Raw genomic sequence first — 26,515 nt, 5'->3', positions numbered from 1 at the left:
GATGAGACCAGTCTGTACCTCATCGCGAGCGGGCGCCGCCGGCGGTCAGGAAATCGGCGCCTGCACGAGGGTCAGCATGGAGCGTTTGCGCAGTGCGATTCCGCTCAGTCCGCGGGCTTGGCCCAGCGGCCGCGGGCCTGGCTGATGTGGGTGTGCATGAAGGTTTCCACGGCGTCCTGATCGCCGGATTCGATGAGATCGACGATGGTGAAGTGCTCCCGGGCCACGTCGACGAGTTCGCCCTTCTCGGCGAGCGAGGCCAACCCGAAGAGCCGGGTGTGATCGCGCAGGTCCGAGACCAGCGTGGTGACGCGGGGGTTGTCGGCGTAGCCGAGCAGGGTTAGGTGGAAAACCTGGTCGGCGGCGGTGTATTCGACCAGGTCGCCGCGTTCGGCGCCGGCCACGATCTTGGCGGCGAGGTCGCGGAGCAGCGGGAAGTCGGCGGCCGGGATCAGCGGGGTGACATCGCGGACGATCGGGGGTTCCAGCAACAGCCGTATCTGGGTGATGTCGTCGAGGTCCTTCTCCGCGACCTCGATGACGCGAAATCCCTTGTTGGGCACGATGGAAATGAGGTTCTCGCGGGCCAGATCCTGCATCGCCTCGCGGACGGGGGTGGCGGAGACGCCGAATCGCGCGCCGAGGGTTGGTGCGGAATACACCACGCCGGGCTCCATTTCACCGGCGATGATGGCCGCGCGCAGCGCCCGGGAGACCCGGTCGCGCAGGCTGACCTTCTCCATCTGGGTGAACTGGTCGATGCTCACGTGATCGCTCCCCACGGCTGATTCGATCGGTCCCGGAAATTCTATGCCATGTCACGTTGCATAACCGAGCACAACCCCTTGCGTGACCCCGGCCACACCGGCTAACTTCAGTGCAATGTCACACAGCACTGAAGGACCGGAGGCCGCAATGCCCGAAACGACCACGCCATCGGTGAACAAGCCCTGGCACGGGGTCCTGGTCGCGACGACCCTGCCGTTCACCGCAGACCTCTCGGTCGACTACGACGCCTACGCCGAACACGTGGCGTGGCTGGCGGGCAATGGCTGCCACGGCGTGAGCCCCAACGGCTCACTCGGCGAATACCAGACCCTCGGCGACGACGAGCGCGCCAAGGTGGTGACCACCGCAATCGCCGCGGCCCCGGCCGGATTCACGGTCATGCCCGGCATCGCGGCCTACGGGGCCCTGCAGGCGCGCCGCTGGGCCGAACAGGCCGCCGAGGCCGGAGCGCAGGCGGTCATGCTGCTGCCGCCCAATACCTACCGCGGCGGCCGGGATTCGATCCTCGACCACTACCGGACCGTCGCCGCGGTGGGGCTGCCGATCGTGGCCTACAACAACCCGATCGACACCCGCATCGACCTGACCCCCGGCATCCTGGCCGAACTACACGGCGAGGGCCTGATCGTCGGCGTCAAGGAGTTCACCGGCGATGTGCGGCGCTTCTACGAGATCAAGGAGCTCGCACCGGAACTCGATGTACTCGTCGGGTCCGACGATGTGGTGCTGGAACTCGGCATCGCGGGCGCGGTCGGCTGGGTGGCCGGGTACCCGAACGCCATTCCGCAGGTGACGGTGGAGCTGTACAACGCCGCGGTGAACCGCGATCTCGACAAGGCGCTGCCGCTCTACCGCGAACTGCACAAGCTGCTGCGCTGGGACTCCAAGACCGAATTCGTGCACGCCATCAAGCTTTCGATGGACCTGGCCGGACGACCCGGCGGGCCCTGCCGGCCGCCGCGCGTGCCGCTCGCGCCGGAGCTGATTGCGAAGATCACCGCTGATACCCGCGAAGTGCTGGCCAAGGGTTACCGGTAACGGGAGATATCCGGGCCACGGCGAATACGGAAGTGAGCGCACGATGACGAGCAAGGGCGCGACTGCGGCCGTCGATACGAATCCGGCGGAGGTCGACGCGACGATCGAGGCCGCCGCACGAGCCGCCGGCGAGTGGGCCGCAATGCACTCGGGTGTCCGGGCGCGGGTACTGGAGGGCATCGCGGACCGACTCGATGCGCAGGCCGGCGAACTGATCGAGATCGCGGCGCGTGAAACGCATCTGGGTGTGCCGCGACTGACCGGTGAAGTGCGGCGCACCAGTTTCCAGTTGCGGCTGTTCGCGCAACTTGTACTCGAGGGCGGATTCCTCGATGTGCGCATCGATACCGCCGATCCGGAGTGGCCGATGGGTGTGCCGCGACCGGAGCTGCGCCGCATGAATATTCCGCTCGGACCGGTGCTGAACTTCGCGGCGAGCAACTTCCCGTTCGCATTCTCGGTCGCCGGTGGGGATACGGCGTCGGCACTGGCCGCGGGTTGTCCCGTCATTGTGAAGGGGAATCCCGGACATCCGGAGCTGTCCCGTGCGGTAGGCAGCCTGGTCGACGAGGCGCTGGCCGAATGTGGCGCTCCCCCTGGTGTCTTCGGCTTGATCCTCGGGCGCGAGGCCGGAGTGCAGGCGCTCACCCACCCTGCGGTGAGCGCGGTGGCATTCACCGGCTCGACGGCGGGCGGCCGCGCGCTCTATGACCTCGCGTGCGCGCGACCGGTGCCGATTCCGTTCTATGGGGAACTGGGATCGATCAATCCGGTGTTCGTGACAGCCGATGCAGCCGAGTCGCGGACGGCGGAGATCGCCTCGGGCCTGCTCACCGCGGTGAGTTCCAGTGCGGGACAGCTGTGCACGAAGCCCGGCCTGGTAGCGGTGCCTGAGGGGGCTCCGGTGCTGTCCGAGCTGAGCAATGCCGCACTGCCGCCGACGGGTGAGTTCCTGAACGAGCAGATCGCTGCCGGATATGCGAACGCCGTCGAACAGGTGCGCGCGCATCCGGACGTGCGAGTCCTGGCCGGTGGACGCCCGGGAGAAGCGTTGCTGCTGACCACCACAGCACAGGCGGCCTTGTCGGCCCCGGATCGATTGCTACACGAGATGTTCGGCCCGGCAACCCTATTGGTGACCTACCGGGATACCTCGGAGCTGCTTGCACTGGCCCGTTCGATGCACGGTGAGCTGACCGTATCGATCTTCGGTGAGAATGCCGACGAGACGACTCGCACCCTCTTCACCGCCGCAACCAGGGTGGCAGGTCGAGTCCTCTGGAACTCCTGGCCCACCGGACTTTCGGTGACATACGCGCAGCAACACGGCGGCCCCTACCCGGCCACCACCGCACCGGGCATGACATCGGTCGGCACCGCCGCGATCACACGATTCCTACGCCCGGTGACCTATCAGTCGGCCCCCGACGACCTGCTGCCCGAGCCACTCCGCACCGAAAATCCCCTCGGAATGCCACGCTCGGTGAACGGGGCACGCGCGCAATGATTTCCGACTCTTCCGATGCCGGTTCTTCGACCGGTAGCCATGTGCTGATCATCGGTGGCGGCATGATCGGGTGTGCGCTCGCGGATCGGCTGACGCTCGAAGGCATGTCGGTGCGGGTGTGTGAGGCCGGAGCGCTGGCTTCCGGGACCACCGCGCATGGTGAGGGCAATATTCTCGTCTCGGATAAGGGTCCGGGGCCGGAGCTGGAGCTGGCCTCGTTCTCTCGCAGGCTGTGGCCGGATGTTCTGCAGCGCATTGCCGGGCAGCTGCCCGAGGATGCCGCGGGCGTCGAGTGGGAACCCAAGGGCGGCATCGTCGTTGCCACCACAGCGGCCGGGGCCGCGGCGTTGGAGGAGTTCGCCCGTGGGCAGCGGGCGGCCGGAGTTCGCTGCGAATCACTCGATGCGGACCGGCTGGCCGCGGCCGAGCCCGCATTGACCCGGGATGTGACCGCGAGCGTCTTCTACCCCGACGATGCTCAGGTCCAGCCCGTCGGCGCGGCGGCGGCCCTGATCGGGTCCGCCGTCGCGGCCGGTGCGATTGTCGAAACACGGTGTGCGGTAACCGGCCCCATCGTTCGTGATGGGCATTTGGTCGGTGTCCGGACCAGCCGGGGTGCGCGCTACGCCGATGTAATCATCAACGCGGCCGGGCCCTGGTCGGGCCGGGTGTCCGAGCTGCTGGGCGCGCCGATCGCCGTCAAGCCCCGGCGCGGGGACGTGCTGATCACCGCTCCCCTGCCGCCGACCGTGTTCCACAAGGTCTACGACGCGGACTATGTGGGGGCGGTGGGCAGTTCGGCTGCCGACCTGCAGTCCTCGGCGGTGGTCGAGTCCACCCGTGGCGGCCCGCTGTTGCTGGGTTCGTCGCGCCGACAGTGCGGTTTCGACGACCGGCTGCGGCCGGACAGTCTGGCCGCCATCGCCCGCAAGGCCTTGCGCCTGTATCCGGTGCTGGCGGATGTCGCGATCATGCGTGCCTACGGCGGATTCCGGCCGTATGTCGACGATCATCTGCCGGTGATCGGTCCCGATCCGCGGCTGCCGGGCCTCTGGCATGCGACCGGTCACGAAGGCGCGGGCATCGGTCTCTCGGTCGGCACGGCGGAATTGATCGCCGACGCGCTCGCCGGCCGCCGCGCGGAGGTCGATATCGCGGCCTTCACCGTCGACCGGCCGGCCGTCATCACCGTTCGGGAGCAGGTATCCCTATGAGTCCCAGCATGATTCCCCCGGACTCCGATCCCGTCGGCCGCGCGGACCGGCCGTTGACGATCGTCGTCGACGGCGCCGAGATGCAGGGCGTTTCCGGCCAGACGCTGGCCTCCGTCCTGCTGGCCGCCGGCCGCTCGCACTGGCGGACCGCGCCGAACGGCACGCCGCGCGGTGTCTTCTGCGGTATCGGCATCTGTTTCGACTGTGTCGCCACCGTCAATGACGTGCCGGATATCCGGCTGTGCCGGCGTCCGGCGCGTGACGGCGACACTATCGCCACCCAGACCCGCGTCTTCGAGGAGGAACGTTGACCAGGCACGTGGTCGTGATCGGCGGCGGCCCGGCCGGTACCGCCGCCGCGGAATCCGCTCTGCGGCACGGGGCTTCGGTGACGCTGATCGATTCCAACGAAGCACTCGGCGGCCAGTACAACCGGCGAATTCCCGCCCTGTTCGGAGTACGCAGGCCTTTGTCCATCGGGCACGGCTACCGCGCGGCGGCCGATCGCGCGACACGGCTGGCGGCGCATCCGCGTTGTGAGTATCTGCCCTGGGCGGCGGTCTACCAGATCGAGCGGCATCTCGAAGGCGGTTGTCCCGCAGTGCGATTGCTGATCGGAATCGAAGGCGAGCAGCGCACGCATCGCGTCGTGCAAGCTGACGCCTTGGTGATCGCGACCGGCGCCTACGACCGGGTGTGCCCGTTCCCCGGGTGGGATCTGCCCGGCGTCTATACCGCCGGCGCCGCCCAAACCCTCGCCAAGACGCAGCGGCTGCTGGTAGGCCGATCCGTATTGCTCTCCGGCACCGGCCCTTTCCTGCTTCCGGTTGCCCAATCCCTGGCCACGAGCGGTGCGGACGTGCTCGCCGTGCTGGAGGCCAACCCCGCCCGGCGAATCCTCCGGCAGTGGACCACACGGCCATGGGAGCTACGGCACAGCCTCGGTAAGGCCGGCGAACTGATCGACTACCTCGGTTCCGGTGTCCGACATCGTATTCCGCTGCGCACCGCGACGGCGGTCATCGCGGTGGCCGGCGACGGCCGCGCGGAGGAGGCCACCATCGCCCGCCTCGACGAGAACTGGACCCCGATCCCCGGCAGCTACACGACGATGCCGGTCGACGCGGTCGCCGTATCGCACGGATTCACCCCGCAGCATGAACTCGCCGTCGCCGCAGGCGCGCGGCTGACCAGGGACGGCTTCGTCCAGGTCGACGAAAGCCAGCGAACAACCGCCGAAGCCGTATGGGCAGCCGGCGAAATCACCGGCATAGGTGGCGCCCAGGTCTCGGCCATCGAAGGCCGGATCGCCGGAATGAGCGCCGCCGGAGCCGATCCCGACGAGGATCGCGCCCTCCGCGCCCGCCACCGCACGGCCGAGCAGTTCGTCACCCGCCTCACCGCCGCCCACCCCATCCGCCCCGGCGTCCTGACCTGGTCGCAGCCCGACACCGTGATCTGCCGCTGCGAATCCACCACCCGCGGCGACCTGACCACCGCCTGGTCCCACCCCGCCGGCGGCTACCGCCCCGCCAAACTCGCCACCCGCGCCGGCCTCGGCCCCTGCCAAGGCCGAATCTGCGCCGCCGCCATCGCGGCATTGAGAGAACACGCGTGTCCGGCTGCCGAGCACGAGTCGCAGGACGACCCCTGCCGTTCTCGGGACCAGACGGTCAGCCACAGCGAGTGTCCGGACGGCAGTCCCGCGCACCCCACCCCTGGTTTGGCCGCGGCCACTCCCGCGTGGCGGCCGCTGGCGGCCCCGATCCGTCTCCGTGAACTAGCCGACCTCGATACCGAAGGACAGCCCTGATGCGTAGCAGCAAGATCATCTCCGCTATCGACACCCATACCGAGGGCATGCCGACCCGGGTGATCACCGGTGGCGTCGGCACGATTCCGGGCGCGACCATGGCGGAGCGGCGCACGTATTTCCTCGAGCAGCTCGACGGGCTGCGAAAGCTGCTGGTCAATGAGCCGCGCGGGCACGCCGCCATGAGCGGGGCCATCCTGCAGCCGGCCACCACCGCCGACGGGCACTACGGCGTGTTGTTCATCGAAGTCAGTGGGCTACTGCCGATGTGCGGTCACGGCACCATCGGGGTGGCGACCGCGCTGGTCGAGGCCGGGATGGTGCCCGTCTCCGAGCCGGTCACCGAGATCCGGCTGGATACTCCGGCGGGGCGTGTGGTTGCTTCCGTGAATATTGCTGCCGGGCATGCGGATTCAGTCACCATCCGGAATGTCCCCGCCTATTGCGACAGTCTCGACAATGCGGTCGAGGTGCCGGATCTCGGCACGGTCCGCTATGACATGGCGTACGGCGGAAACTTCTACGCCATAGTCGATCTCGGCAAGCTCGGCCTGCCGTTCGACCGCGCGCACAAGGACCGCATCCTCGACGCAGGTCTGCGAATCATGCAAGCCATCAACGAGTCCCGCCGCCCCGTCCACCTCGAGGACGAGCAGATCGCCGGCTGCAAGCACGTCCTGTTCCTGGACCCCGCCTCGGAGCCCGCGCACACCCGCCACGCCATGGCCATCCACCCGGGCTGGTTCGACCGTTCCCCCTGCGGCACCGGCACTTCCGCGCTCCTGGCCCGCCAGCACGCCCGCGGCTTGCTGTCCGGTGATCAATCGCTGCGCAACGACTCGTTCATCGGCACCACCTTCCACGCGCGGGCGGTGGACACCACGACGGTCGGCGGCCGCCCCGCGATCGTGCCCGCCGTCACCGGCCGCGCCTGGCTCACCGCCACCGCCACCTACCTGCTCGACCCGTCGGACCCGTTCCCCGAGGGTTTCATCTTCTGACGCAATCGATTTCACGCCCCTACGAGCACACAGTTTCACCGATCACCACCCGAAAGGCCACGACAATGGCTGTCGTAACCAAGCGCACCCGCGCTCCCATGACCATGAGCGGCATGCTGCGGCGCATGCCCGTGAACGTCCCCGATACCGGCGATTTCAAGAAGAGTATGGGCCTATGGCAGTTGGTGGCGCTGAGCCTGGGTGGGCTGGTCGGCGCGGGCGTCTTCTCGCTCGCGGGGGTGGTGGCGAATGAAGTGGCCGGGCCCGCCGTCCTGGTCTCGTTCGCCATCGCCATCATCGCCTCCGCTGCTGCGGGGCTCTGCTATGCCGAGTTCGCGGGCATGGTTCCCAAGGCGGGATCGGCCTACACGTATTCCTATGTGGCGCTGGGCGAGATCATCGGTTTCATGATCGGGTGGGATCTGCTGCTCGAGTACACCGCGATCGTCTCGGTGGTCGCGATCGCGGTCTCGGGGTATCTGAACTACATCACCCACTACATCGGATTCGACTTGCCCACTTGGGCTCTCGGCGCTCCGGGTTCGGGTCACGGTCACCGGGTCGATCTGTTCGCGCTAGTGCTGTGCCTGCTGCTCGCCTTCCTGCTGTCGCGTGGCACCCGTGAATCCGCCCGGGTGCAAACGGGTCTGGTCGCGGTGAAGCTGGTGATCGTGGCGGTGGTGATCATCGCCGGCGTCTTCCACATCAAATCCGGGAACTACACCCCGTTCTTCCCGTTCGGTGTCGGTGGCGCGGTCTCCGGTGCGGCGCTCGCCTTCTTCGCGGTCTACGGCTACGACGCGATGAGCGCGGCCGCCGAAGAGTCCAAGGACGGCAAGCGACTCATGCCCAAGGCGATCCTGATCAGCCTCGGCATAGCCTCGGTCATCTACCTGCTGGTGTGCCTCGTCATCGTGGGCATGGTCAACTACACCGATATCGCAGTGTCCTCACCCTTCTCCAGCGCATTCGACTCGGTAGGAATGGGGATCCTCGGCCTGGTGATCGCGGTCGGCGCGGTCGTCGGCGTCACCACCTCGGCCTTCGCCAATATGCTCGCCGTCACCCGTGTCGGCTTCGCCATGAGCCGAGACGGCCTGCTCCCCTCCTACTTCGGCAAGAGCAGCGCCCGCCGAGTACCGACCCGAGTGATCTGGCCGGTGGGCATCGTCTCCGCCCTCATCGCCGGCTTCCTCCCCATCCGCCAAGCAGCCGAACTGACCAATATCGGAATCCTGATGGCCTTCATAGTCGTAGCCCTGGGCGTAATGCGCCTCCGCAAAACCCGCCCCGACGCCGAGCGCGCCTTCCGCACCCCCTGGGTGCCGGTGGTCCCCCTGATCGGAATCGCCTTCTCGATCTGGCTGATCAGCGAACTCACCCTCATCACCTGGATCCGCTTCGTGGTCTGGCTGGTACTAGGCCTAGCCGTGTACTGGGGCTTCAGCTACCGGAATTCGAAACTGAACGAAGCCGCCGCCTGAGTCGACAGCACACCGAATCGCCGCCCCGCCAATAGATTTGGCGGGGCTCATTCCGTCCAGCCGCAAGCCGCCAGTAGCTGATCGTCAGCCGGCAGCGGACCGAGATCGAGGTGTGCGCCGGAGAGCACCCACGCCGGTGAGAACAGCACCGCCTTGGCGGGTTCGCGGCGCACCTGCGCGGTCATCGTGTCGGTGACGACACGGCCGATGTCGAGCCGAGGATGGGCACGATGGATCGCCCGCCCGAGCTCGGCCGGGATGTGATCACTGTTGCGCCCCAGCAGATCTACCTCCATACCGTGGTGTGTGAGGGCGATCTCGGGTCGCTTCCGCGCGGCGATGCGGGCGCTGGTGTGCAAAGCGATGGCGTCCCAGAGTATTTCGGCGCGGTCCGCGGCCAGCCCTGCCGCGGTGAGCACCTCGACTGCCAGGTCGGCGCCGTCGACCTCGAAGCGTTGGTCGCGCTCACCGGCGGTGGTCAGGCCGAGGTCGTGCAGGGCCGAGGCGAGGAACAGCAATTCGTCGTCATAGTCCACATTCGGGCGCAGGCCCTGGTGGGCGCCGAGGGCGCGGGCGAACAGGTAGCCACGGAGACAGTGATGGACGATCGCGGGCGGGCTGACCGATTCGACGTAGGCCAGGGCGACCCGAGCCAGTGGAGTGTCGGGAAGCGCCAGCGGATCGGTGAGGGGTACGGGGTTGTTCACGCCGTCGAGTTTCATCGGACCGGTCGGTCGTCACGAGTGGCAATAGTGCCACCCTTCGTTACATTCTTGCCATGCATGTCGTCGCCGTCCTCGCGCTGCCACAGACGATCTCCTTCGATCTGAGCACGCCGTCCCTGGTCTTCGGGCTCGCCCGGCGCGACGGCGAACCGCTGTACTCGGTGCGGGTCTGCCTCGCCGAACCGGAAGTGGCGGTGAGTGGGTCGCTGTATACGGAGGACTTCCTGACCGTCCGCTCCGCATGGACCTTGCAGGATGCGCGCGATGCCGACACCGTGCTGGTGCCCGGGTCCGCGCGCTACACCGATCCGCTACCGGCCGAGGTCCGCGACGTATTGCGCGAGGCGCACGAGCGGGGTGCGCGGATCGCGGCGATCGGTGTAGGGACATTCACGCTTGCGGAAGCCGGTCTGCTGGACGGAGTCTCGGCGACCACGCACTGGTCCCACCTGGACGAGTTGTCGGCCCGCCATCCAGGGCTGCGCCTCGAACCATCTGTGCTGTACGTCGAGGACGGGCGCATCGCCACCTCCGCCGGGCTGGCCGGTGGCCTCGACCTGTGCCTGCAACTGGTGCGCCGGGACTTCGGCGCCGCGGTGGCCATAGCGGTGGCACGCAAGATGGTCATGCCGCCACGGCGCGACGGCGGCCAAACGCAGTACATCGAGCACGGCGAACCCGAGTCCACCGAGGGATCACTCCAGCACGTGGTGACCTGGATGGTGGAGAACATGCGATATCCGCTCACCCTCGCCGATATCGCGAAATACGCGGCCATGAGCCCCCGCACCCTCAACCGCCGCTTCCACACCGAAATCGGCAGCACACCCCTGCAATGGCTGCGCACCAAACGAGTCATGATGGCACAGCGCCTCCTCGAAACAACCGACCTATCGGTGGAACAGATAGCGGATCGCACCGGATTCGGCTCCGCCCTGAACTTCCGAAAGCATTTCGCCCGATCGGTAGGCGCCACCCCGCAAACCTACCGCCGCACCTTCGGCCGGACCGGCGACTGAACCGCTCAGGCTGCGTCGCGGGCGTCGGCTGTCATGTCGAAGGTGGTGCTGAGGGTTGGGTTTTGGGGAGGGATGGTGAAGCCGCCGGAGGGGTTGGTGTAGCGGGCTTCTGGGATGGCGTGGAGGGATTCGGACAGGGTGGCGATGTAGGCGGAGAGCGTGGCGATGGCGGCGGATTCTTCGGGGTTGGTGGACCAGGGGGTCATGGGATCGCTTTCTCGAGTGGGGTGGGGGTGGCCAGGTGGTGGTCGGTGCGGCGTTGGTAGGCGTCGCCTGCTCGCAGGACGAGGGATTCGTCGAAAGGTCTGGCGGTGATGGACATCGAGAGTGGGGTGCGGGAGTCGGAGAGGCCGATCGGGACGGCCAGGGTCGGATTGCCCAGCGGGTTCCAGTAAGGGGTGTGGAGGGAGGCGAGCACGCTCATCGGCTCGAGTTGGTCGATGGCGTCCAGGCGGGGTGCACCCAGGTGGCCGGTCGGCGTGACTATGAGGTCCACGCGGGCGAACAGGTCTCGCACACGGTCCTGCGCGATGCTTCGGACACGTTGTGCTTGAACGTAATCCGGTCCGCTGACGGCGCTGCCGGCTGCGAGGATGATGCGGGTTGCGCGACCGTAATCGTTCCATCGGGTGCGGAGGTCGGCGCGGTGATACGCGTGCGCTTCGGCCAGCATGACCACGATGTCGATTGCGGTCACCTCCGGGTACATCGGGAGTTCCACCTCGATGATCGTGGCGCCCGCATCCCGCAGGGCGTCGAGAGCGGCGGAGAATCTGGCGGGTTGCGCGGGATCGATTCCGCCCGTGGCATATCGGTCGAGGGTGTCCACGCCGACGGTGACGCCGCGCAGGTCGCCCGACAGTGCGGCCGGATAGTCCGCGACCGGCACCCGCGCACTGTACGGGTCGGAGGGTGCGTGACCGGCCAGCACCGACAGCAGCAGCGCGCAGTCGGCGGCGCTGCGCGCCATGGGCCCGACATGATCGAGGGTGTAGCCCAGCGGCACCACGCCCGACTTCGGGACGCGGCCGAAAGTCGGCTTGAGGCCGGTGATTCCATTGAAGGCCGCCGGAATGCGGATGCTGCCGGCCGTATCCGTGCCGATCGCGCCGAGGAACATGCCCGCCGCGACGCCACTACCCGAACCCGAACTGGATCCGCCCGCCCAGCAGTCCAGGTCCCATGGCGTGCGCGGGATCGGAAAGGGCTTGTCCGGGTCGGGAACTCCGATGGCGAATTCCATGGTCGTCGTCTTGCCCACCACGATGCCGCCCGCCGCTTCGAGCCGGTGCGCGGCGACACTGTGGCCCGCGGACGCGGCCCAGGCGGGATCGAGCACGAGGCTCTGCGCGGTGGTGGGTGCGTGCGGGTGGGCGAGAATATCTTTGAGACCCAAGGGGATTCCATCCAGCGGCGCCAGAGGAGCGCCGGTGGAGAGCTTGGCGTCGACCCGCGCGGCCTGTTCCCGCGCCCGGTCGTCGAAGCGGCTGAGGAAGACGCCGATTTCGCGGTCGTGCGCATCGGCGTTCGCCAGCGCCTGGTCGACGAGATCCACCGCGCGGATATCGCCGCCGCGCAGCGCCGCAGCAGCCTCGGTCAGGGTGCGGATCGTGGGTGTGACAGTGCTCATTCAGTGCTCCTCGAGCGGTTCACGGGTCGTGCGAGTGAGGTCGATGCGCGCGAGCCGATCGATATCGATGCGCGCCACGCGGTCGATGCGGAATTGCAGGTCGCTGCAACATGTTCCGAGCGCATAGTCGACAACGGCGCCGGTGTGATCGCGAATCGACTGCTCCATCAGCAGCACCGGCTCACCGGGCAGGAGATGCAGCAGCGCCGCGGTGTGATCGTCGGCCCGCGCGGCCTGCACACCCAGGTCGAAGTTCTCGATCGCGACGTCGCCGTAGCGCAGCAGCGAGTAGAAGTCGTCGACGAACGCCACCCGATCGATGCGCGCCGCTTCGGGCGACCGCAGATAATTGGTGAACACCGCGATCGGCCGATCATCCAGCAGCAGCAGGTATTCGATGCACAGGCAGTCGTCGCCCGCCCGCACCCCGGTCAGGCGATCACTGATGGTCTCCGCCGCCGGAATCCACGCCCAATGCAACAGCCTGGGCGCGATCCGGCCGACCGCCAGATGCTCTTCCAGCGTGTGCCCTTCCGCCGGAAGCGAGCTGGACACAATGTAATCCGACCGAATCGGCATCGTCCCCATACCGCGCCGCCGCTCCACGACCCCGCCACGCCGCAGCAGATCCAAGGCGGCGCGCACCACATCCCGCGGCGCTTGATACGCGGCCATGAGCTCCCGCTCATCCGGCAGCCGCCCGTCCCCGAACGCGCCCCGCCGAATTCCCGCCCGCAGTGCATCCTGCAATCGCCGCGCCAGCAACTGCGACGCCGAGGGCAGCACTTCCCGGAGTTGATTCCGGAATCTCGACTGCTCATCGACGCTCAGGGGCCCGGATCTCCGGCCTGCCGACTGCTTTCCGTCCTGCATTGCCACAGCGTGCGCCGACCGCACGTTACGCGACAAGCAGTCGAGGTTAACGATCAGTTACGCTCCGCGCACCCGGCCTGACCTGGTTGTTTCCTGCCGGATCCGCCGCCGCGCAGTTCGGGCGGGCCAGAAACGCCACGGAATCACCGTGTTACGCGGATCCGTAACCATCCCGGTCGATCAGGCCGGGTCGGCGATCAGGTGAAGGTAAGCGGTGTCGAGGGGAATGTCGACGGAGAACCAGGCGGCGGGGCGGTCGTCGTCGCGGGGGCACCACGCGGTCGCTATGCACAAGCGGGCCACTTCCGAGGGCGCCAGGGCGGGTAGATGCCACTCGACGCGGGCCGGATCCGTGTAGCGCACACCGTATTCGAAGCCGGTCTCGTCCTCGTCGTGCGGCAGTAGATGCTCCCAGCTGTAGGGCATCAGCCTGCCGTCGGCGGCCTGCATACCCAGCAATTGGGAATCCGGCCCGCCGATCGACACCATGAAGTGGTCGTTCTCGACACTCACAGCCGCAAGGCATTCACCTGGATCCGGCCCGCAGTACGCATCCGCGGGGAAGTCGCTCAATTCAGCCGAAACAACCAGTCCGGACACACCGGCCGCCGCCTGCACCTGCCAGATCCCCGCCCAGATCGGAACCGCCGCTCCGCCATCCCAAGCGGGTACGTCCACACTCCCGATCAGCAGATCGACCGTCGCGCCGCGATGCTCCCACCGATGCAGATGCGACCCATTCGGCAACCGCCACAACGCATCAGGCTCTCCCGGTAGGACGTCCGACCCCAGCATCACGGAAAACCCGACGGTGCCCAGGGGCGTGTCGATCACAGCAGGGCGATTGTCCGCCCGGTCCAGATGGTCGGTGGGAAGCATGCGCCCATCATCCAGGTACCCCACGACAGCAAATCGTCGGGTCACCGGGGCGCCGCTTCAGCGCGGTATGTGATCGGTGTCCAGGGCGGCCGTGCGGGCCATGCCGAGGAGACTCTCCGCCTGGTCCACCGGGTCGAGCAGGTAGTCGCGGACGGTCGGGAATCGGGGCCGGGATCGGGAAGCCACGTCGGCCGGATCGCTCCGAAGGCACGCCGTAGTTCGTCCAGTTTCGCCACGATCTCCGGTATTGCCGGGCTCTCCGCGGTGATGACCTGACGCCATGCGCGACCGTGCGGGCCGAAGGACTCGCCGTCGAGATAGTCGGTCTCGTCGGCGAGTTCGCAACGCAGCCAGGTCTCGACATTGTGGAAGACCTCATTCGATCCGGAACTGAAGCTGCGCACCTGTCCGGTGGTGTGGTCCGGGCCGTCGGTCATGATGACGAAGGACATCTCGGCGTAGTACTCGCAGAGCGGCACGGTGTCGGCGGGATTCGCGGGCCATCCGAAAATCGGTCCCCCGTCGGTGGAGTAGATCTCGATCATCTCCACCGCCGACCGCCAAGTGTCGGACAGGCCGATATCCGCGGTGCCCAGCAGGGTGTGGCTGCCGTCGTATTCCTTCCATCCGTCGGCGATCTGGAGTAATTGCCGATGGATCGGGTCGAGGGGACGGCCCAAGCGCGCCTCGGCGGCGGCCAGATCCGATTCGGAGGCACCGGGATTGGGGTAGGTCGGCGGCGCGTAGAGGTCGGGCATCAGGCGGGCGCGCAGCTCCCGCTGCACGATGAAGCCCTCGATCAGCTCCGTCAGCGACCCGGTGCGGTCCATGGGTGGACAGTAGCGGCCGGTGTGATGGCGCTACCAGTACTGATGTCGTTTTCCGTCGGTGTCGGCGATGAAGATGACCGCGTCGGTTCCGGCGAGGTCGGCAGGGGTGAGCGGGATATGGCCGCGGAGAATCGGTTTGCCCGCTTCGATCGATGCGGGGAGGGTGGCGAGGAGGGCCGGGGTGGGGAAGAGCGCGCGGCGGGTAGTTGCTTCGGCGAGGACGCCTTGGAGGGTGGCGGGATCGGGGTGGGGGTTGGCGTCGGACGCTACGAACAGGTAGTGGTCGCCCAGGGCGATGGAGACGAGAGCGCCGGCACTGCCCCAGGTAGCCTCGCCTACACCGGCTTCCATGTGAGATTCCATGCGCTGGAGATGAGTGTTGTGGGCGAAAACCAGGGTGGGTCCGCGATGTTGCTCTCGGGCGATGATCGCCAGCAGGTTCTCGGCCATCATTTCGGCGCGCACGCTCAGCAGGGTCGAGATGCGGTCGGGGCGGGGATCGGCCATTGCCGCGTGATAGCGCAGGAGGCCCTGGGCGGTGCGGGCGTGGGCGAGAGCTTGGTCGTAGGCGGCCGGGTCGGCAGGATGCAGAGCGGGGGCTGCACGGCGCAGAGCGCTGGCGAGGTCGTCGGCGATGATGCGCAGGGCGCCTACGCGATCGGAGTCGCCGATGGAGGCCGCCGGGTCGTACATGGCGGCCGGGTTCACCCATTCCGCCTCATCGCCGAGCAGTGTGTCCAGGTCGCGGGCCGATTCGGGGCGCAGGGCGGCGGGCAGGTAGTCGATGATTTCGAACAGTGCGCGGCGCGGGCTGGGCGCGGCCGCGTATTCGACGGGCGCTTCGAAGCCGTAGAAGTGAATCCGATCCTGCGGCGCGCGATCCGCGTTGTATGCCCGGAGCCATTGCACGAGTTCACGATTGCCGGGCACATTGCCGAAGCTGTGGCTGAATCCGGTCGCCAGGACGGTATCGATATCCGCGGTCGCGCCGCGCACATAGTCGTCGACCAGTGCGGCGGCGAAGAAATCGATCTCCAGCGCGATCGAACGGTACCCGCGTTCGGCGAGGTGTGCGAGAAGTTCGTTGCGCAGCAATGGGAATGCCACGATGCCGTGTGTCGGCTCGCCGAGGGCGAGCAGGGCCGGCGGTTCGTTCCGCGCGGCGAGCAGTTCATCGAATACCCGGCCGAGACTCTCCGAGTCGTCGAGTTGGTGACCGATGGTGTGCAGTGATCCGGCAGTAGACATGGAGACCCCTTCCAGAAAGAACTACCTTCGACGATATCGTTGAAGAATCGATTGAAACTTGGACACGATTCACCGGCGATAGTTCGCGGAAAGTCTCAATCGGAGGTGCAAGCTGCGACCCATCGACCTCGCCCGCGAACACGGTTTGTCCGCACAGGCGATCCGCAACTACGACGAGGCGGGCATCCTCCCGCCGGCCGAGCGCACCGAGACCGGCTACCGCCGCTACACACCGCTGCACGCACAGGCACTGCGCACCTTCCTCGCCTTGCGCGGCGGCCACGGACATCAGCCCGCCATGGAAATCATGCGCGCGACGAACAGCGGCGAGATCGATTTCGCTTACCGGCTCATCGACGCCGCACATGTCGCGCTGCTCGCCGAGCGCGATACCCGCACGAAAGTCGCTGCCGCCCTCGGCACGCTGTCCACCGCGACACCGCCTCCCTTGCGCGGCAGGCCTTTGACCGTCGGCGAACTCGCACGCCGGCTCGGCATGCACCCGGCCACGTTGCGCACCTGGGAAACCCAGGGCATCCTGCATCCCGAACGCGATCGGGCCACGGGTTATCGCGAATACGGCCCGGATTCCGTGCGCGACGCCGAGATCGCACGGCAACTCCGCCGCGGTGGCTACTTACTGCCGCAGGTCGCCGAATTCCTCGATTCGCTGCGCGAGGCAGGGGGCGCGGATGCGCTCACCACCTTCCTCGACTCCTGGCAGAACCGGCTGACCGCACGCAGCCGCAACCTGCTCGCCGGTGCGGCTCAGCTCGACGTCTACCTCACTATGCTCGATCTTGATTGATCGTTATTGAGCGATACGGGGATAGACAGAGCATAAACACGCAACTACCCTGCCATACAACCGGTTTCCGGCTCAGCACCGCGATTCGGCCGCCTACGCTCGCAGTCTCAGAGGACCGCTCATGCACGAACTCCCCGCGCCCGATCTCCTCGGCACCATCCTCGGCTATCTGTTCATGACCCCGCAGTCCCTGTTCGACAATCTGAGCCTGCTGCTCGGCGCACGTTAACCGGAAGCCAGCGAATCATGAGCACTCGATTGTTCGGCAGGCTGACCGCCGTCACACTCCTGGCGGCAGGCGCCGCGCTCACCCAATTCCCCGCCTCCGCAGTGCCGATTCCCGGCGGGCAAGCGACCACGATCTTCGTTCCCGGGGCCGACGGGATTCAGTTGAATGCCGTGATCACCGCGCCACCGGACCTCGCCGCCCACAAGAATCCGCTGGTATTGCAGCCGTCCGGCTGGGGTATGCCCGCGATGGGGAGTATCGGCTCGGCCTACGAGCTTTCCAGCGCAGAGGGTTTCGTGTCCATCGAGTACACGGCTCGGGGCATGTATCTCTCCGGCGGTCAGGTCGATATGCTCGGCGAGAAGGATGCGGAGGACGCCTCTGCCGTAATCGACTGGGCCATAGCGAATTTGAACGTCGATCCGGACCGTATCGCCATTGCCGGCGGGTCGTACGGCGCGGGGCTCAGTCTGATTGCGGCAGCGCATGATCCGCGTATCAAGGCTATCGTCGCCGACTCTCCGCCCGGCGATATCGGTGAGGCCCTCTCCCCGAACGGGACACCGAAAACCGGTGGCCCGATAGCACTGGCGGCGGCCGGTGTCGCCACCAATCGGTTCAGCCCCGACGTGGTGCGGCGCGGTCTGGATGCCATCGTGAATCACGATGCGGGAGCGTTCGATTCGCTGCCGAACCGCTATCTGCTCGCGCGGGCGATCCCGCAGCTCAATGCGCACGGCACCGCGGTGCTGCTGGCTCACGACTGGCAGGACAGCCTGCTTCCGGTGGGGCCGAGCTATTCGCTGTTCGATCAGCTGACCACGCCGAAGATGCTGTTCCTGGTGCCGGGTGATCACTCCACGGGTGGCGGGCCGGGGCAGGTGGCGGGGCTGCCGAATCCGATCTGGGATGCCGGAATTCGATGGCTCGACCACTACGTCAACGGGGTCGACAATGGCATCGACCGGGAACCCGTGGTCAATATCCAGCCCGCCGACGAGCCCAGCGGGGCATTCGTACACCGGGAGTCGGTGGCCGATGCGGCGATCGCCGGCCGTGACTTCACGCTCTCTGCCCCCGGCGGCGGTGTGCTGGGGGCCGATCCGGCCGAATCCTGGAGTCAGCCGCTGACTTCCGAGCCCACCACCGCCGTGGCGGCCATTCCTTATGTCACGGGCACGCTGGCGCAGCTGGGCCTGGCGCCCGCGATACCGCTCGCGAGTGTGGATCGGAACTGCGCCGCCGTCTGGCGCAGTGAACCGTTCTCGAATGGCGGTGTCCTGTCGGGGATTCCGCGCGTGAAGCTCACGGTATCGCCGTCGAGTCCTGACCTGACGATGATCGGAATCCTCTACGACGAGGCGCCCGACGGGAACGGCAAGGTGATCAGCTATTGGCCGATCACCCGGCACGGCCTCGCCCCGGGGCAACCGGCCCAGCTCGACTGGGATCTCGCACCGACCTACTGGAATCTCGCTGCGGGACACCGGTTGACGCTTACCGTCACCACTCAGGATCCGGTCCCGTTCGAGAGTTCGACTCCGCTGGGCAGTGTGAACGTCTTCGATTCGCCGTCCACGGTGGAACTGCCGTTGAGCGCGTCATAAGCGATCGGTCCCGGCGCCGGGTCTCCCGTCATCGCTGGCCGACGCGCTCCTTTCCGGTGCGCCGGGACGCGGCGACCAGGGCCGAAGAGTAGGCGAGCATCTTGGCTTCGTACCGGCCTACAGCCTCATACGGCGAGGTCCTGGCGGCGAGGGCGGCGGACAGCATGCGGGTCAGCTCGCCCGCGTCGCGCAGTGCGGTGTTCGCGCCCATGGCGAGCACGGGACTCATGGCGTGAATCGCGTCGCCGACGAGAGTCACGCCCTGGGTGTCCCACTGTTCGACGGGCTGTGCGGTCGAGATCCGCAGTGGGAACAGCGTTTCGGTGTCCCAGCGGCCGAGAATTCGGTGAATGTCCGGGTGCCAGTCCGGTCCGATGATGTCGCCGGCGAGCTTACGGAGTGCGGTCCGATCGAGTCGGCGGAGCTCCTCGAACGGTGGCATGAGTGGATGATCGGCGGACGCACCGACCAGGCACGCCACGTAATCGCCGACCGGAGACAGTGAGATCGGCGGCGCCGACTCGCTTGCCGCGACCTCCGGCCGTCGTGCGAGATTCACCGGGCCGAGGCCGATATGCGTGTTGCCGGGGCCGGTGACCACGGTGAAGATGCTGTCGAACAACCACTTCGGCAACTCCGCGGCGCCTCCGTCCGGCAGCGGGATCTTGCCGTAGATCAGCCGCAATCCGGCGTCTTCGACCTGCGCCTGCGGCAGCAGTTGGCGGCGCACCGCCGAGCCGACCCCGTCGGCGCCGACCAGTAGGTCCGCGGTCACGGTCGTCGAGTCCTCGAAGCGAGCGGTCACCCGGCCGTCGGACGTGTGCTCGTAGGTCGCGAATCGTTTCCCGAAATGTACTGCGCCCGGCAGCCCCGCCAGCAGGATCTGTCGCAATGTCGCCCGGTTCACGGCGAACGAGAATGTCCCCCGCCCCGGTCGTTCCGCGGCGGCCCGGTCGGCGCGCACCGCCAGCCGATGATCGAGCACGGTCACCCGCCCGGGCGGCGCACCGGCGGTCGCCAGGCTCAACTCGAAAAGCTCTGGCGGCAGGCATCTTTCGAGTCCCGCTATACCCGGCGCGTCGAGCTGGATGCGGTATCCCTGCGATCGGGCATCCCAAGCGGGATCCCGCTCGTAGACGATCGCCTCGATACCGTTGCGCCGCAGGCCGTGTGCGAGCGTCAATCCGCTCAGCCCGGCCCCGATGATGACTACCCGAAAATCCACAGCACGCTGCCTTCGCTCGATCACGAAGGAAGCACCGGATCCCGAGGGGATTCACGCAGCGTGTGTGCGCTGTTCCGAAACACCATTCTGGAACAATTTTTCGTGCATCCTGTTCAGTTACCGGGCCATCGTAGCGTCTGCCCCGGCCGCTCGTCAGGCCCGGCCCACCTCGCGGTCGGCCGCATCGATGATCGCGTCGAGCAGCCCGGGGAACGCCCGCTCCAGATCGTCCCGGCGCAGGGTGTTCATCTTCAGCGTGCCCTCGTAGTGCTGCCAGATGATGCCGGCCTGCCGCAGCACCTTGAAGTGATGGGTGCGCGTCGAGGCGGTGACCTCGATATCGAAGGCTCCGCACACCACGTCCTCCTCGGCGGCGGCGAGCTGCTGGACGATGGCGCGGCGCACCGGATCGGTCAGTGCGTCGAGCACTCCCTGCAGCGTGATGTCCGTGGCGGCGAGGTGATCGGTGATGCGCTCGTCCGCGATGCGTGCGCTGGTCCGTGCGGCCATGTGGCCCCGCCTTCCTGTCCCTGCTCGATGCGGTCCATCATACGACAGCGATCGAACTATGATGGAGATAAAATTTGACGGCGATCGTAATAGCGGATTCAATCGATTCGGAGGGCTTCCCCAAAATCCTTGCAGGAGAGACCAATGCCGAACTCCGACTCCGAGACCCTGCCGGTCGACACCGCCCCGGCACCCCCGCGCAGCGTTCCGGCAGGTCTGACCCTGACCGCGCTCGCCGCGGGCTTCGTCATGGCCGCGCTCGATGTCACCGTCGTCAATGTCGCGGGCGCCGCGATCCAGCAGCACCTGCACGCCTCGCTGGGCGAACTCACCTGGATCGTGGACGGATACGTCCTGACCTTCAGCTCACTACTGATGCTCGCCGGCGGCCTGGCGAACCGCATCGGCGCGAAGACCATCTACCTGTGGGGCATGGCGATCTTCTTCCTCGCCTCCCTGGCCTGCGCCCTCGCGCCGACGGCCGCCACTCTCATCGCCGCGCGCATCGTGCAGGGCGCCGGTGCGGCACTGTTCATGCCGAGTTCCCTTTCCCTGCTGGTGTTTTCATTCCCCGAGCAGCGCAAGCGCACCCAGATGCTGGGACTCTGGTCGGCAATAGTCGCCACCGCCGCCGGTCTGGGCCCCACCGTGGGCGGCCTGCTGGTGAGCGCCTTCGGCTGGCAGAGCATCTTCCTGATCAACCTCCCGATCGGGATCATCGGCATGCTCTTGACCCGCCGCTACATCCCTCCGATCAGCGGCCGCGCCATCAAACTGGCTGTGCCAGGCCATGTCCTGTGGATCGTCGCGCTCGCGGCACTGAGCTTCGCACTGATCGAGGGCCCGCACCTCGGCTGGGGATCCGACCCGATGCTCGTCACCTACGCGGCATTGCTCTCCGCGAGTGTGCTGCTGGTAGTTCACGAACGCCACTCAGCCAACCTGGTCATGCCGTGGGAGCTGTTCCGCCGCCCCAGCTTCACCGGCGCCAACCTGGTCGGCTTCCTCTTCAACCTCGCCCTCTACGGCACCATGTTCCTACTCGCCCTCTACCTCCAGCACGCCCGCGGCGCCACCCCCTTCCAAGCCGGCCTGCAACTCCTCCCGATGACCATCTGGTTCCCCCTGGGCAATCTCGCCTACTCCCGAATCTCCGCCCACATCCCCAACGGCCCCCTCCTGACCCTCTTCCTATCCACAGCCGGAATCGCCTCCCTAACAATGACAACCCTCTCCCCCACCACCCCTTACTGGCTACTGGCCCTAACCGTCGCCACAGCCAACATCGGCGCCGGCATCATCTCCCCCGCCATGACCGCGGCCCTGATCGACGCCGCCGGCCCCCACCACGCCAACACCGCCGCCTCCACCCTCAACGCCAACCGCCAAATAGGCACCCTAGTAGGCATAGCAGCAATAAGCGTCACCCTGACCACCATCCCCAACGACCCCCGAGGCCCCGCCACCTGCTTCCTCCTGATCGGAATCGCCTACCTAACAGCCGCATTCACCGCCTGGCTCCTAATCACCCGCCCAAACCATTCCAGTAAACAGCTGACGAACGAGGCACAAGCCAGTAGCCATACCCCCGCTCGGTGCCCTGACGAGCCATCGCCTCGAGTCCAGCGAGGATGCGCGGGTTGACAATCCGGATCCAGCCAAACCCGATCAGACCGATCACCCCGACGAACAGCATGCTGCTGCCGCTGTCACCCGGCGAACGATTCTTCAGCAACAGACTTACGAAAACTCCGAGGAAAGCGAGCCCGAACGCCGGCAACAGCCAGGACAGAGCGAGGGCAGCCCTGCGACGAGTACGTTCCTCGACGATCAACCCATTCCATCGAACGGCTTCGTCGAATGTCCTGAGAACCGGCAATTGACGAACACGCGCCGAATCGAAGAACCTGCGCATCTCCTCACGCCCCCCGAACTGACTGCGCTGCCGCGCCGTACCAACCGTGAAAGAGGGTGTCCCAATGCTCGCAAGCATCACCCCATACGAGCTGAACCCCGTCACCGCCGCAAACCCCCACAACACAGCACCCACCAAGACAACGATCACCCACAACGGCGCGAACCACAGGTCCCACAACCGCCCCACCCACACATCGGCCCGCCGCCCAGGCGGTAGCCCTGTCAGTAGAGAATCCCTTGCGGCTGAACACCATTCGGACAAGCGAAGGCCCCTACAGCTCCAGCCCCATGCGGTGGAATGAACCCTGACACCGCATACTGCGGCCCGTTGGGGCAAACCTCGGTGCCGGTGACGGTCTGTCCCTCGTCGGTCGAGTTGTAGCAGAACGCACCCGCGCAAGTGACGCCCGGAGGCACTCCCGCCGATGCCGTTCCCGCAGAGATCGCCAAGGCCGAGCCTGCCGCCGCAACGGCAAGAACCCCATATCCGAGTCGCCCAATCGGCGAAACTGCAGATTTGCCGCCCATTCGAACTCCCTCCAGAACCTGACAATACGACCAGTTAATTCGATAGCTAGATAATTGCTAACTGCCGATCGCTTGACCAGAGTCATCGTCGATTCATGACCCTTCTCACCCATCGCACGAGGATCGCTACCGATAAACAACCAAGCACTTGCTTGTTTAGTCTGATTGGGTTACGAATGAAAGCAATCGCCGCGCAACGATTGCGCCTGGAACAAAGGACGTGCATGGACGACTTCGGCCACCGCTCCGGCGCCGCACTCGTGCTCGGAGCCAGCGGCGGACTGGGTCAGGCCACCGCCCGAATGCTCATGGAGCGCGGCAGCAATGTCGGACTCACCTACTTCCGCTCCGCCGCGGCCCTGGACCCCATCTTCGAGTTCGCCAAACTACAGGGCAGATCAGCCGCAGGATGGCAGCTCGACCTGACCGACGCGGCTAAAACCGCCGAGGTAGTCACCGAAGTCGCCAACGAGTTCGGCGGCATCCACACCTTGATTTACGCTGCCGGACCACACATTCCAATGCGCCACCTGAGCCGCACGCCCCCCGAAGCCTTCCACTCCCAGCTAACCTCCGACGCCGCCGCCTTCTTCAACGCCGTCCACGCCGTCCTCCCCCACCTCCGCGCCACCGCAGGCAATATCGTCGCGATAACGACAGCCGCCACCACCCGCTTCCCAGTCCGAGACGGCCTATCAAGCGCCCCGAAAGCCGCAGTGGAAGCCCTGATCCGAGGCATCGCAGCCGAAGAGGGCCGCTACGGCATCCGAGCCAACTGCGTAGGCCCCGGCATGACCACCGACGGAATGGCCGAACGCCTGATCGCCTCCGGCGAACTCAACGAAACCGCCCTGGCCATAACCCGCTCCAACATCCCCCTGGGCCGCTTCGGCGACGCCGAAGACATAGCCGAAGCCGTCTGCTTCCTGGCCTCCGACCGCGCCGACTTCATCAGCGGCCAAAAACTCGACATCGACGGCGCCTACGGCGTCTGAAACACCCCATCAAGGCTGTCCGCACCGAGAACCCGAGCAGCCCAAACCCGCAACTGCCCCGCATCAGCCCCACGAACCACTTCCGCGACCGACGCCGGCACCGCCCCGAACTTCACCACCAGTAATTCGAGGAGTGCCTCAGCCCGCCCACGAACCTCACCTTCAGCGCGAAGTCGTTCTGCAGTTGACATGATGACCTCCTTCACGTTCGGCCCGAGCCGATCGAAGACCGCTCCCAGCTCGGCAACCTTGGTTTCCCCGACACTAAGAATGTACGTCACCACGCACTCCAGAGCCTCTACGCCGCCGGGCGCCGAGACGATCGCCAGCAGGTCTTCTATCAATGGCAACATGTCGTCGGCCAGGCGGCGGTTACCGGCGGCGATCTTCAACAGCACCAGCAACACCCGCGTCGTGGACGTCAGGTCTCGCGCACAGAGCGCGGACACCGTGTGCACAGTGAGGTCGTCGAGCAGAAATCGGAAACGCGGCAGATACTCGCCGAGCGCCTCTCGGGCAGCCGGATCGACATCGATCAGTTCGGACAGCTCGGAGGCGGCATCCCAGCGTCGACCGTCCGGGCTGGCGTGCACAACCAGCGGGATCACGGCCGGCAGGGTCTTGGTTTTGGGGAACTCCCGGACGTGGCGATTCCAGATGCCGACCAGATACTCCATCATGCGCATCGGCATCAGCGGGTCGGGTCGACTCTGATGTTCGACGAGCAGGTAGATGTACGCAGGGTGGTCGTTCAAACGGGTACGAAACAATAGATCGCTGTAGCGCGACCGTAGTTGCTGGGATACGAAGCTGCACGGCTGCAAGATCAGTGTGTCCCAATCCAGCAGGGTGGCAACCTCTTTCGGTAGTACCGCCTGAAGCTCACCGGCGGCGTCGGCAGGTCGGGACATCACCTGCCGGAAGTAGGCGTCGTGCGGGTTAGACGGCGAATCAGCCACGGCTCGGCAAGCTACTACCAGACTGATTGCGACACGCAGATATTCGCCGTCTCAGTTGAAATCAGTAGCGGGCCGACAGCGTGGGTGAGGTATATCAAGATCGGGTTTGAGGGGACATTTGTCCCTTTCGGATGGGCTTGGTTGTTGGTGGTGTGGGTGGATGAACCGGCCGCAGCGCATCCGGCGTGGCCTCGAATCATTGCCCAGGAGCACGGTTTGTCACGTCAGCTGACGCAGCGAGAGATCTTGGCCGAGCTGGAACCCGTCGCGGAGGAGTGTGTGCATCGGCATTTGTCGATGGCGAAGGATTGGCGTCCGCACGACTATATTCCGTGGGACGAGGGGCAGAACTTCGCGCTGTTGGACGGGATCGATTGGGCGCCTGAGCAATCCCGGCTCAGTGAGGTTGCCAAGGCGGCGATGGTTACCAATCTGCTGACCGAGGACAATCTGCCTTCCTATCATCGCGAGATCTCCGAGAACTTCTCTCGCGACGGCGCGTGGGGCACGTGGGTGGGGCGTTGGACCGCCGAGGAGAACAAGCACAGCGTGGTGATCCGGGACTATCTCGTCGTCACGCGCGGAGTGGACCCGGTCGCGCTCGAGAACGACCGAATGGCGCATATGACAAACGGTTTCGGCGCACCCGCGGAATTGGCGGACGGCGATGCCGGCTTCCTGTACTCGGTGGCCTACGTCAGCTTCCAGGAACTGGCCACCCGCGTCAGCCACCGCAATACCGCCAGAGTCTGCAACGACCCCATCGCGGACCGCATGCTGCAACGCATCGCCGCCGACGAGAACCTCCACATGATCTTCTACCGCACCATGTGCGGCGCCGCCCTCGACCTGGTCCCCGACCAGGCAATGGAAGCAATCGACACCATCGTCGAAAACTTCCGCATGCCCGGCGCCGGCATGCCCAACTTCCGCCGCAACGGCGTCCTCATGGCCAAACACGGCGTCTACGACCTCCGCCAGCACCTCGAAGAAGTACTCATGCCGGTAGTCCGGCAATGGAACATCTTCAACCGCAACGACTTCACCGCCCGCGGCGAACAAGCACGAGACCGCCTCGCACTCTTCCTCGACGACATGGAAAACGTGAAGATCCCCAAATTCGAGGAACAACGAGACCGCGCCTTGGCCCGCGAAAGAGCCCGCGCCTAACCCTCCACGACCGGCTCGACGACCGGCTGGTCGGAGGGGAGGTCGGCGATGGATGCGACGGTTTCCGGGGTGAACTCGGTGGGACCGAATACTCGGCTGCCTAGTTCGGCGATGCCGGCGGCGGCTACGTGGAGGAGGAGTAGGGCGCTGAGGGGGGTTGGGGCGGATTTGCTTCGGGTGGCGGCGAAGTCGTCGAGGGCGGCCATGGCCGCCAGTTCTTCGTGGGGGGAGAGGATTGTGGCGAGGCGGGCGCGGATGCCGGCGCCGATGAACTCTGGGGAGACCGGGTCGCCGGTGCAGTCGTCGCGGCCGGAGAGGGTTTCGCCGTAGCGGTTGGCCTCGGTCAGGACCTCGCGGATGTGGCCGGAGTCTTCGATACGGTCGGCGATCTCCGCTACTCGGTCGGGGTCACCGAGCAGGTATGCGCCGACGAGTTCGTACATCACGGGGCGGAGATACGACGTATCGGTATCGGTCACCGCCGCATTTCAGCACATAAATCGGCGGGCGGCCGGGA

25 protein-coding genes are annotated in these 26,515 nt (G+C 66.4%); 13 read left to right on the top strand and 12 right to left on the bottom strand.

Annotation, left to right across the window (positions count from 1 at the left end):
• Positions 1-104: 104 nt before the first annotated feature.
• Positions 105-767: a GntR family transcriptional regulator gene (locus ACH438_RS04075; RefSeq protein ID WP_397000992.1), complete on the bottom strand. Its 663-nt coding sequence runs from the start codon at positions 765-767 to the stop codon at positions 105-107.
• Positions 768-882: 115 nt separating this feature from the next.
• On the opposite strand from ACH438_RS04075, the gene ACH438_RS04070 reads away from it, so the two are divergent.
• From ACH438_RS04070 to ACH438_RS04040, 7 genes are all read left to right on the top strand, one after another.
• A complete protein-coding gene (locus ACH438_RS04070) occupies positions 883-1,827 on the top strand; it encodes a dihydrodipicolinate synthase family protein (RefSeq protein ID WP_397000990.1) in 945 nt (314 codons plus the stop codon).
• 43 nt (positions 1,828-1,870) lie between these two features.
• Positions 1,871-3,334 carry an aldehyde dehydrogenase (NADP(+)) gene (locus tag ACH438_RS04065; RefSeq protein ID WP_397000988.1) on the top strand — a complete coding sequence of 488 codons (1,464 nt, stop codon included), beginning with the start codon at positions 1,871-1,873 and terminating at the stop codon, positions 3,332-3,334.
• The gene (locus ACH438_RS04060) at positions 3,331-4,548 is read left to right on the top strand and encodes an NAD(P)/FAD-dependent oxidoreductase (RefSeq protein WP_397000986.1); all 1,218 of its coding nucleotides are present in this window, start codon (positions 3,331-3,333) and stop codon (positions 4,546-4,548) included. The genes ACH438_RS04065 and ACH438_RS04060 overlap by 4 nt, the downstream gene beginning before the upstream one ends.
• Entirely contained in the window at positions 4,545-4,859 is a 315-nt protein-coding gene (locus ACH438_RS04055; RefSeq protein ID WP_397000984.1) for a (2Fe-2S)-binding protein, read from the top strand. The genes ACH438_RS04060 and ACH438_RS04055 overlap by 4 nt, the downstream gene beginning before the upstream one ends.
• Positions 4,856-6,361, top strand: a complete 1,506-nt coding sequence (locus tag ACH438_RS04050) for an FAD-dependent oxidoreductase (RefSeq protein WP_397000982.1) — start codon at positions 4,856-4,858, stop codon at positions 6,359-6,361. Before ACH438_RS04055 ends, ACH438_RS04050 begins: the two co-directional genes overlap by 4 nt.
• Positions 6,361-7,362 (top strand): proline racemase family protein, encoded by a 1,002-nt coding sequence (locus ACH438_RS04045; protein ID WP_397000980.1) that lies wholly within the window; start codon positions 6,361-6,363, stop codon positions 7,360-7,362. Before ACH438_RS04050 ends, ACH438_RS04045 begins: the two co-directional genes overlap by 1 nt.
• A gap of 65 nt (positions 7,363-7,427) precedes the next feature.
• Positions 7,428-8,846, top strand: a complete 1,419-nt coding sequence (locus ACH438_RS04040) for an amino acid permease (RefSeq protein WP_397000978.1) — start codon at positions 7,428-7,430, stop codon at positions 8,844-8,846.
• A gap of 47 nt (positions 8,847-8,893) precedes the next feature.
• Here ACH438_RS04040 and ACH438_RS04035 read toward each other — a convergent pair whose 3' ends face one another.
• On the bottom strand, positions 8,894-9,553 hold the full coding sequence (locus ACH438_RS04035; protein ID WP_397000976.1) for an HD domain-containing protein: 660 nt from the start codon (positions 9,551-9,553) through the stop codon (positions 8,894-8,896).
• A gap of 71 nt (positions 9,554-9,624) precedes the next feature.
• Here ACH438_RS04035 and ACH438_RS04030 point away from each other — a divergent pair, with 71 nt between their 5' ends.
• The gene (locus ACH438_RS04030) at positions 9,625-10,590 is read left to right on the top strand and encodes a GlxA family transcriptional regulator (protein ID WP_397000974.1); all 966 of its coding nucleotides are present in this window, start codon (positions 9,625-9,627) and stop codon (positions 10,588-10,590) included.
• Between the two features lie 5 nt (positions 10,591-10,595).
• Here ACH438_RS04030 and ACH438_RS04025 read toward each other — a convergent pair whose 3' ends face one another.
• The 6 genes from ACH438_RS04025 to ACH438_RS04000 form a co-directional block, all read right to left on the bottom strand.
• Positions 10,596-10,796: a hypothetical protein gene (locus tag ACH438_RS04025; RefSeq protein ID WP_397000972.1), complete on the bottom strand. Its 201-nt coding sequence runs from the start codon at positions 10,794-10,796 to the stop codon at positions 10,596-10,598.
• Positions 10,793-12,220 (bottom strand): amidase, encoded by a 1,428-nt coding sequence (locus ACH438_RS04020; protein WP_397000970.1) that lies wholly within the window; start codon positions 12,218-12,220, stop codon positions 10,793-10,795. The genes ACH438_RS04025 and ACH438_RS04020 overlap by 4 nt, the downstream gene beginning before the upstream one ends.
• A complete protein-coding gene (locus tag ACH438_RS04015) occupies positions 12,221-13,093 on the bottom strand; it encodes a GntR family transcriptional regulator (RefSeq protein WP_397000968.1) in 873 nt (290 codons plus the stop codon).
• 180 nt (positions 13,094-13,273) lie between these two features.
• Positions 13,274-13,972: a hypothetical protein gene (locus tag ACH438_RS04010; RefSeq protein ID WP_397000966.1), complete on the bottom strand. Its 699-nt coding sequence runs from the start codon at positions 13,970-13,972 to the stop codon at positions 13,274-13,276.
• A 41-nt stretch (positions 13,973-14,013) separates the two neighbouring features.
• Positions 14,014-14,802, bottom strand: a complete 789-nt coding sequence (locus ACH438_RS04005) for an SMI1/KNR4 family protein (RefSeq protein WP_397000964.1) — start codon at positions 14,800-14,802, stop codon at positions 14,014-14,016.
• Positions 14,803-14,832: 30 nt separating this feature from the next.
• Positions 14,833-16,050: an erythromycin esterase family protein gene (locus ACH438_RS04000; RefSeq protein WP_397000962.1), complete on the bottom strand. Its 1,218-nt coding sequence runs from the start codon at positions 16,048-16,050 to the stop codon at positions 14,833-14,835.
• Between the two features lie 112 nt (positions 16,051-16,162).
• Here ACH438_RS04000 and ACH438_RS03995 point away from each other — a divergent pair, with 112 nt between their 5' ends.
• Together ACH438_RS03995 and ACH438_RS03990 are read left to right on the top strand one after the other, a co-directional pair.
• Positions 16,163-16,858 carry a TioE family transcriptional regulator gene (locus ACH438_RS03995; protein ID WP_397002274.1) on the top strand — a complete coding sequence of 232 codons (696 nt, stop codon included), beginning with the start codon at positions 16,163-16,165 and terminating at the stop codon, positions 16,856-16,858.
• A 246-nt stretch (positions 16,859-17,104) separates the two neighbouring features.
• Complete coding sequence (locus ACH438_RS03990) at positions 17,105-18,694, top strand: CocE/NonD family hydrolase (RefSeq protein WP_397000960.1); 1,590 nt, start codon at positions 17,105-17,107, stop codon at positions 18,692-18,694.
• A gap of 28 nt (positions 18,695-18,722) precedes the next feature.
• On the opposite strand, the gene ACH438_RS03985 is transcribed toward ACH438_RS03990, so the two are convergent.
• Positions 18,723-19,919 carry an FAD-dependent oxidoreductase gene (locus ACH438_RS03985; RefSeq protein WP_397000958.1) on the bottom strand — a complete coding sequence of 399 codons (1,197 nt, stop codon included), beginning with the start codon at positions 19,917-19,919 and terminating at the stop codon, positions 18,723-18,725.
• A 153-nt stretch (positions 19,920-20,072) separates the two neighbouring features.
• Complete coding sequence (locus ACH438_RS03980; protein WP_397000956.1) at positions 20,073-20,429, bottom strand: ArsR/SmtB family transcription factor; 357 nt, start codon at positions 20,427-20,429, stop codon at positions 20,073-20,075.
• Positions 20,430-20,573: 144 nt separating this feature from the next.
• Between ACH438_RS03980 and ACH438_RS03975 the strand changes: the two genes are divergently transcribed.
• On the top strand, positions 20,574-22,073 hold the full coding sequence (locus ACH438_RS03975; RefSeq protein ID WP_397000954.1) for an MFS transporter: 1,500 nt from the start codon (positions 20,574-20,576) through the stop codon (positions 22,071-22,073).
• A 1,025-nt stretch (positions 22,074-23,098) separates the two neighbouring features.
• A complete protein-coding gene (locus tag ACH438_RS03970; RefSeq protein WP_397000952.1) occupies positions 23,099-23,869 on the top strand; it encodes an SDR family NAD(P)-dependent oxidoreductase in 771 nt (256 codons plus the stop codon).
• Here the strand turns inward: ACH438_RS03970 and ACH438_RS03965 are convergent.
• The gene (locus tag ACH438_RS03965) at positions 23,857-24,828 is read right to left on the bottom strand and encodes an Rpn family recombination-promoting nuclease/putative transposase (RefSeq protein ID WP_397000950.1); all 972 of its coding nucleotides are present in this window, start codon (positions 24,826-24,828) and stop codon (positions 23,857-23,859) included. The two genes, ACH438_RS03970 and ACH438_RS03965, sit on opposite strands and share 13 nt — an antisense overlap.
• Before the next feature lie 216 nt (positions 24,829-25,044).
• Between ACH438_RS03965 and ACH438_RS03960 the strand changes: the two genes are divergently transcribed.
• Positions 25,045-25,998: an acyl-ACP desaturase gene (locus ACH438_RS03960; RefSeq protein ID WP_397000948.1), complete on the top strand. Its 954-nt coding sequence runs from the start codon at positions 25,045-25,047 to the stop codon at positions 25,996-25,998.
• On the opposite strand, the gene ACH438_RS03955 is transcribed toward ACH438_RS03960, so the two are convergent.
• Positions 25,995-26,477: a hypothetical protein gene (locus ACH438_RS03955; protein ID WP_397000946.1), complete on the bottom strand. Its 483-nt coding sequence runs from the start codon at positions 26,475-26,477 to the stop codon at positions 25,995-25,997. The genes ACH438_RS03960 and ACH438_RS03955 overlap by 4 nt on opposite strands.
• Positions 26,478-26,515 lie beyond the last annotated feature (38 nt).

Origin of the sequence: Nocardia sp. NPDC020380, assembly GCF_044386975.1 — a bacterium.
Taxonomy (GTDB): Bacteria; Actinomycetota; Actinomycetes; order Mycobacteriales; family Mycobacteriaceae; genus Nocardia.
The sequence above is the reverse complement of the archived record's forward strand: the minus strand, read 5'-3'. Positions and strand labels throughout refer to the sequence as shown.

Excerpts from the sequence above, each read along its gene's own strand:
- ACH438_RS03990 (WP_397000960.1), top strand. The coding sequence starts at position 17,105 with ATGAGCACTCGATTGTTCGGCAGGCTGACCGCCGTCACACTCCTGGCG.
- ACH438_RS04000 (WP_397000962.1), bottom strand. The coding sequence starts at position 16,050 with ATGTCTACTGCCGGATCACTGCACACCATCGGTCACCAACTCGACGAC.
- ACH438_RS04015 (WP_397000968.1), bottom strand. The coding sequence starts at position 13,093 with ATGCAGGACGGAAAGCAGTCGGCAGGCCGGAGATCCGGGCCCCTGAGC.
- ACH438_RS04040 (WP_397000978.1), top strand. The coding sequence starts at position 7,428 with ATGGCTGTCGTAACCAAGCGCACCCGCGCTCCCATGACCATGAGCGGC.
- ACH438_RS04055 (WP_397000984.1), top strand. The coding sequence starts at position 4,545 with ATGAGTCCCAGCATGATTCCCCCGGACTCCGATCCCGTCGGCCGCGCG.
- ACH438_RS04030 (WP_397000974.1), top strand. The coding sequence starts at position 9,625 with ATGCATGTCGTCGCCGTCCTCGCGCTGCCACAGACGATCTCCTTCGAT.
- ACH438_RS04070 (WP_397000990.1), top strand. The coding sequence starts at position 883 with ATGTCACACAGCACTGAAGGACCGGAGGCCGCAATGCCCGAAACGACC.
- ACH438_RS04045 (WP_397000980.1), top strand. The coding sequence starts at position 6,361 with ATGCGTAGCAGCAAGATCATCTCCGCTATCGACACCCATACCGAGGGC.
- ACH438_RS03980 (WP_397000956.1), bottom strand. The coding sequence starts at position 20,429 with ATGGCCGCACGGACCAGCGCACGCATCGCGGACGAGCGCATCACCGAT.
- ACH438_RS04020 (WP_397000970.1), bottom strand. The coding sequence starts at position 12,220 with ATGAGCACTGTCACACCCACGATCCGCACCCTGACCGAGGCTGCTGCG.
- ACH438_RS04005 (WP_397000964.1), bottom strand. The coding sequence starts at position 14,802 with ATGGACCGCACCGGGTCGCTGACGGAGCTGATCGAGGGCTTCATCGTG.
- ACH438_RS04025 (WP_397000972.1), bottom strand. The coding sequence starts at position 10,796 with ATGACCCCCTGGTCCACCAACCCCGAAGAATCCGCCGCCATCGCCACG.
- ACH438_RS04010 (WP_397000966.1), bottom strand. The coding sequence starts at position 13,972 with ATGCTTCCCACCGACCATCTGGACCGGGCGGACAATCGCCCTGCTGTG.
- ACH438_RS04065 (WP_397000988.1), top strand. The coding sequence starts at position 1,871 with ATGACGAGCAAGGGCGCGACTGCGGCCGTCGATACGAATCCGGCGGAG.
- ACH438_RS03975 (WP_397000954.1), top strand. The coding sequence starts at position 20,574 with ATGCCGAACTCCGACTCCGAGACCCTGCCGGTCGACACCGCCCCGGCA.
- ACH438_RS03970 (WP_397000952.1), top strand. The coding sequence starts at position 23,099 with ATGGACGACTTCGGCCACCGCTCCGGCGCCGCACTCGTGCTCGGAGCC.
- ACH438_RS04060 (WP_397000986.1), top strand. The coding sequence starts at position 3,331 with ATGATTTCCGACTCTTCCGATGCCGGTTCTTCGACCGGTAGCCATGTG.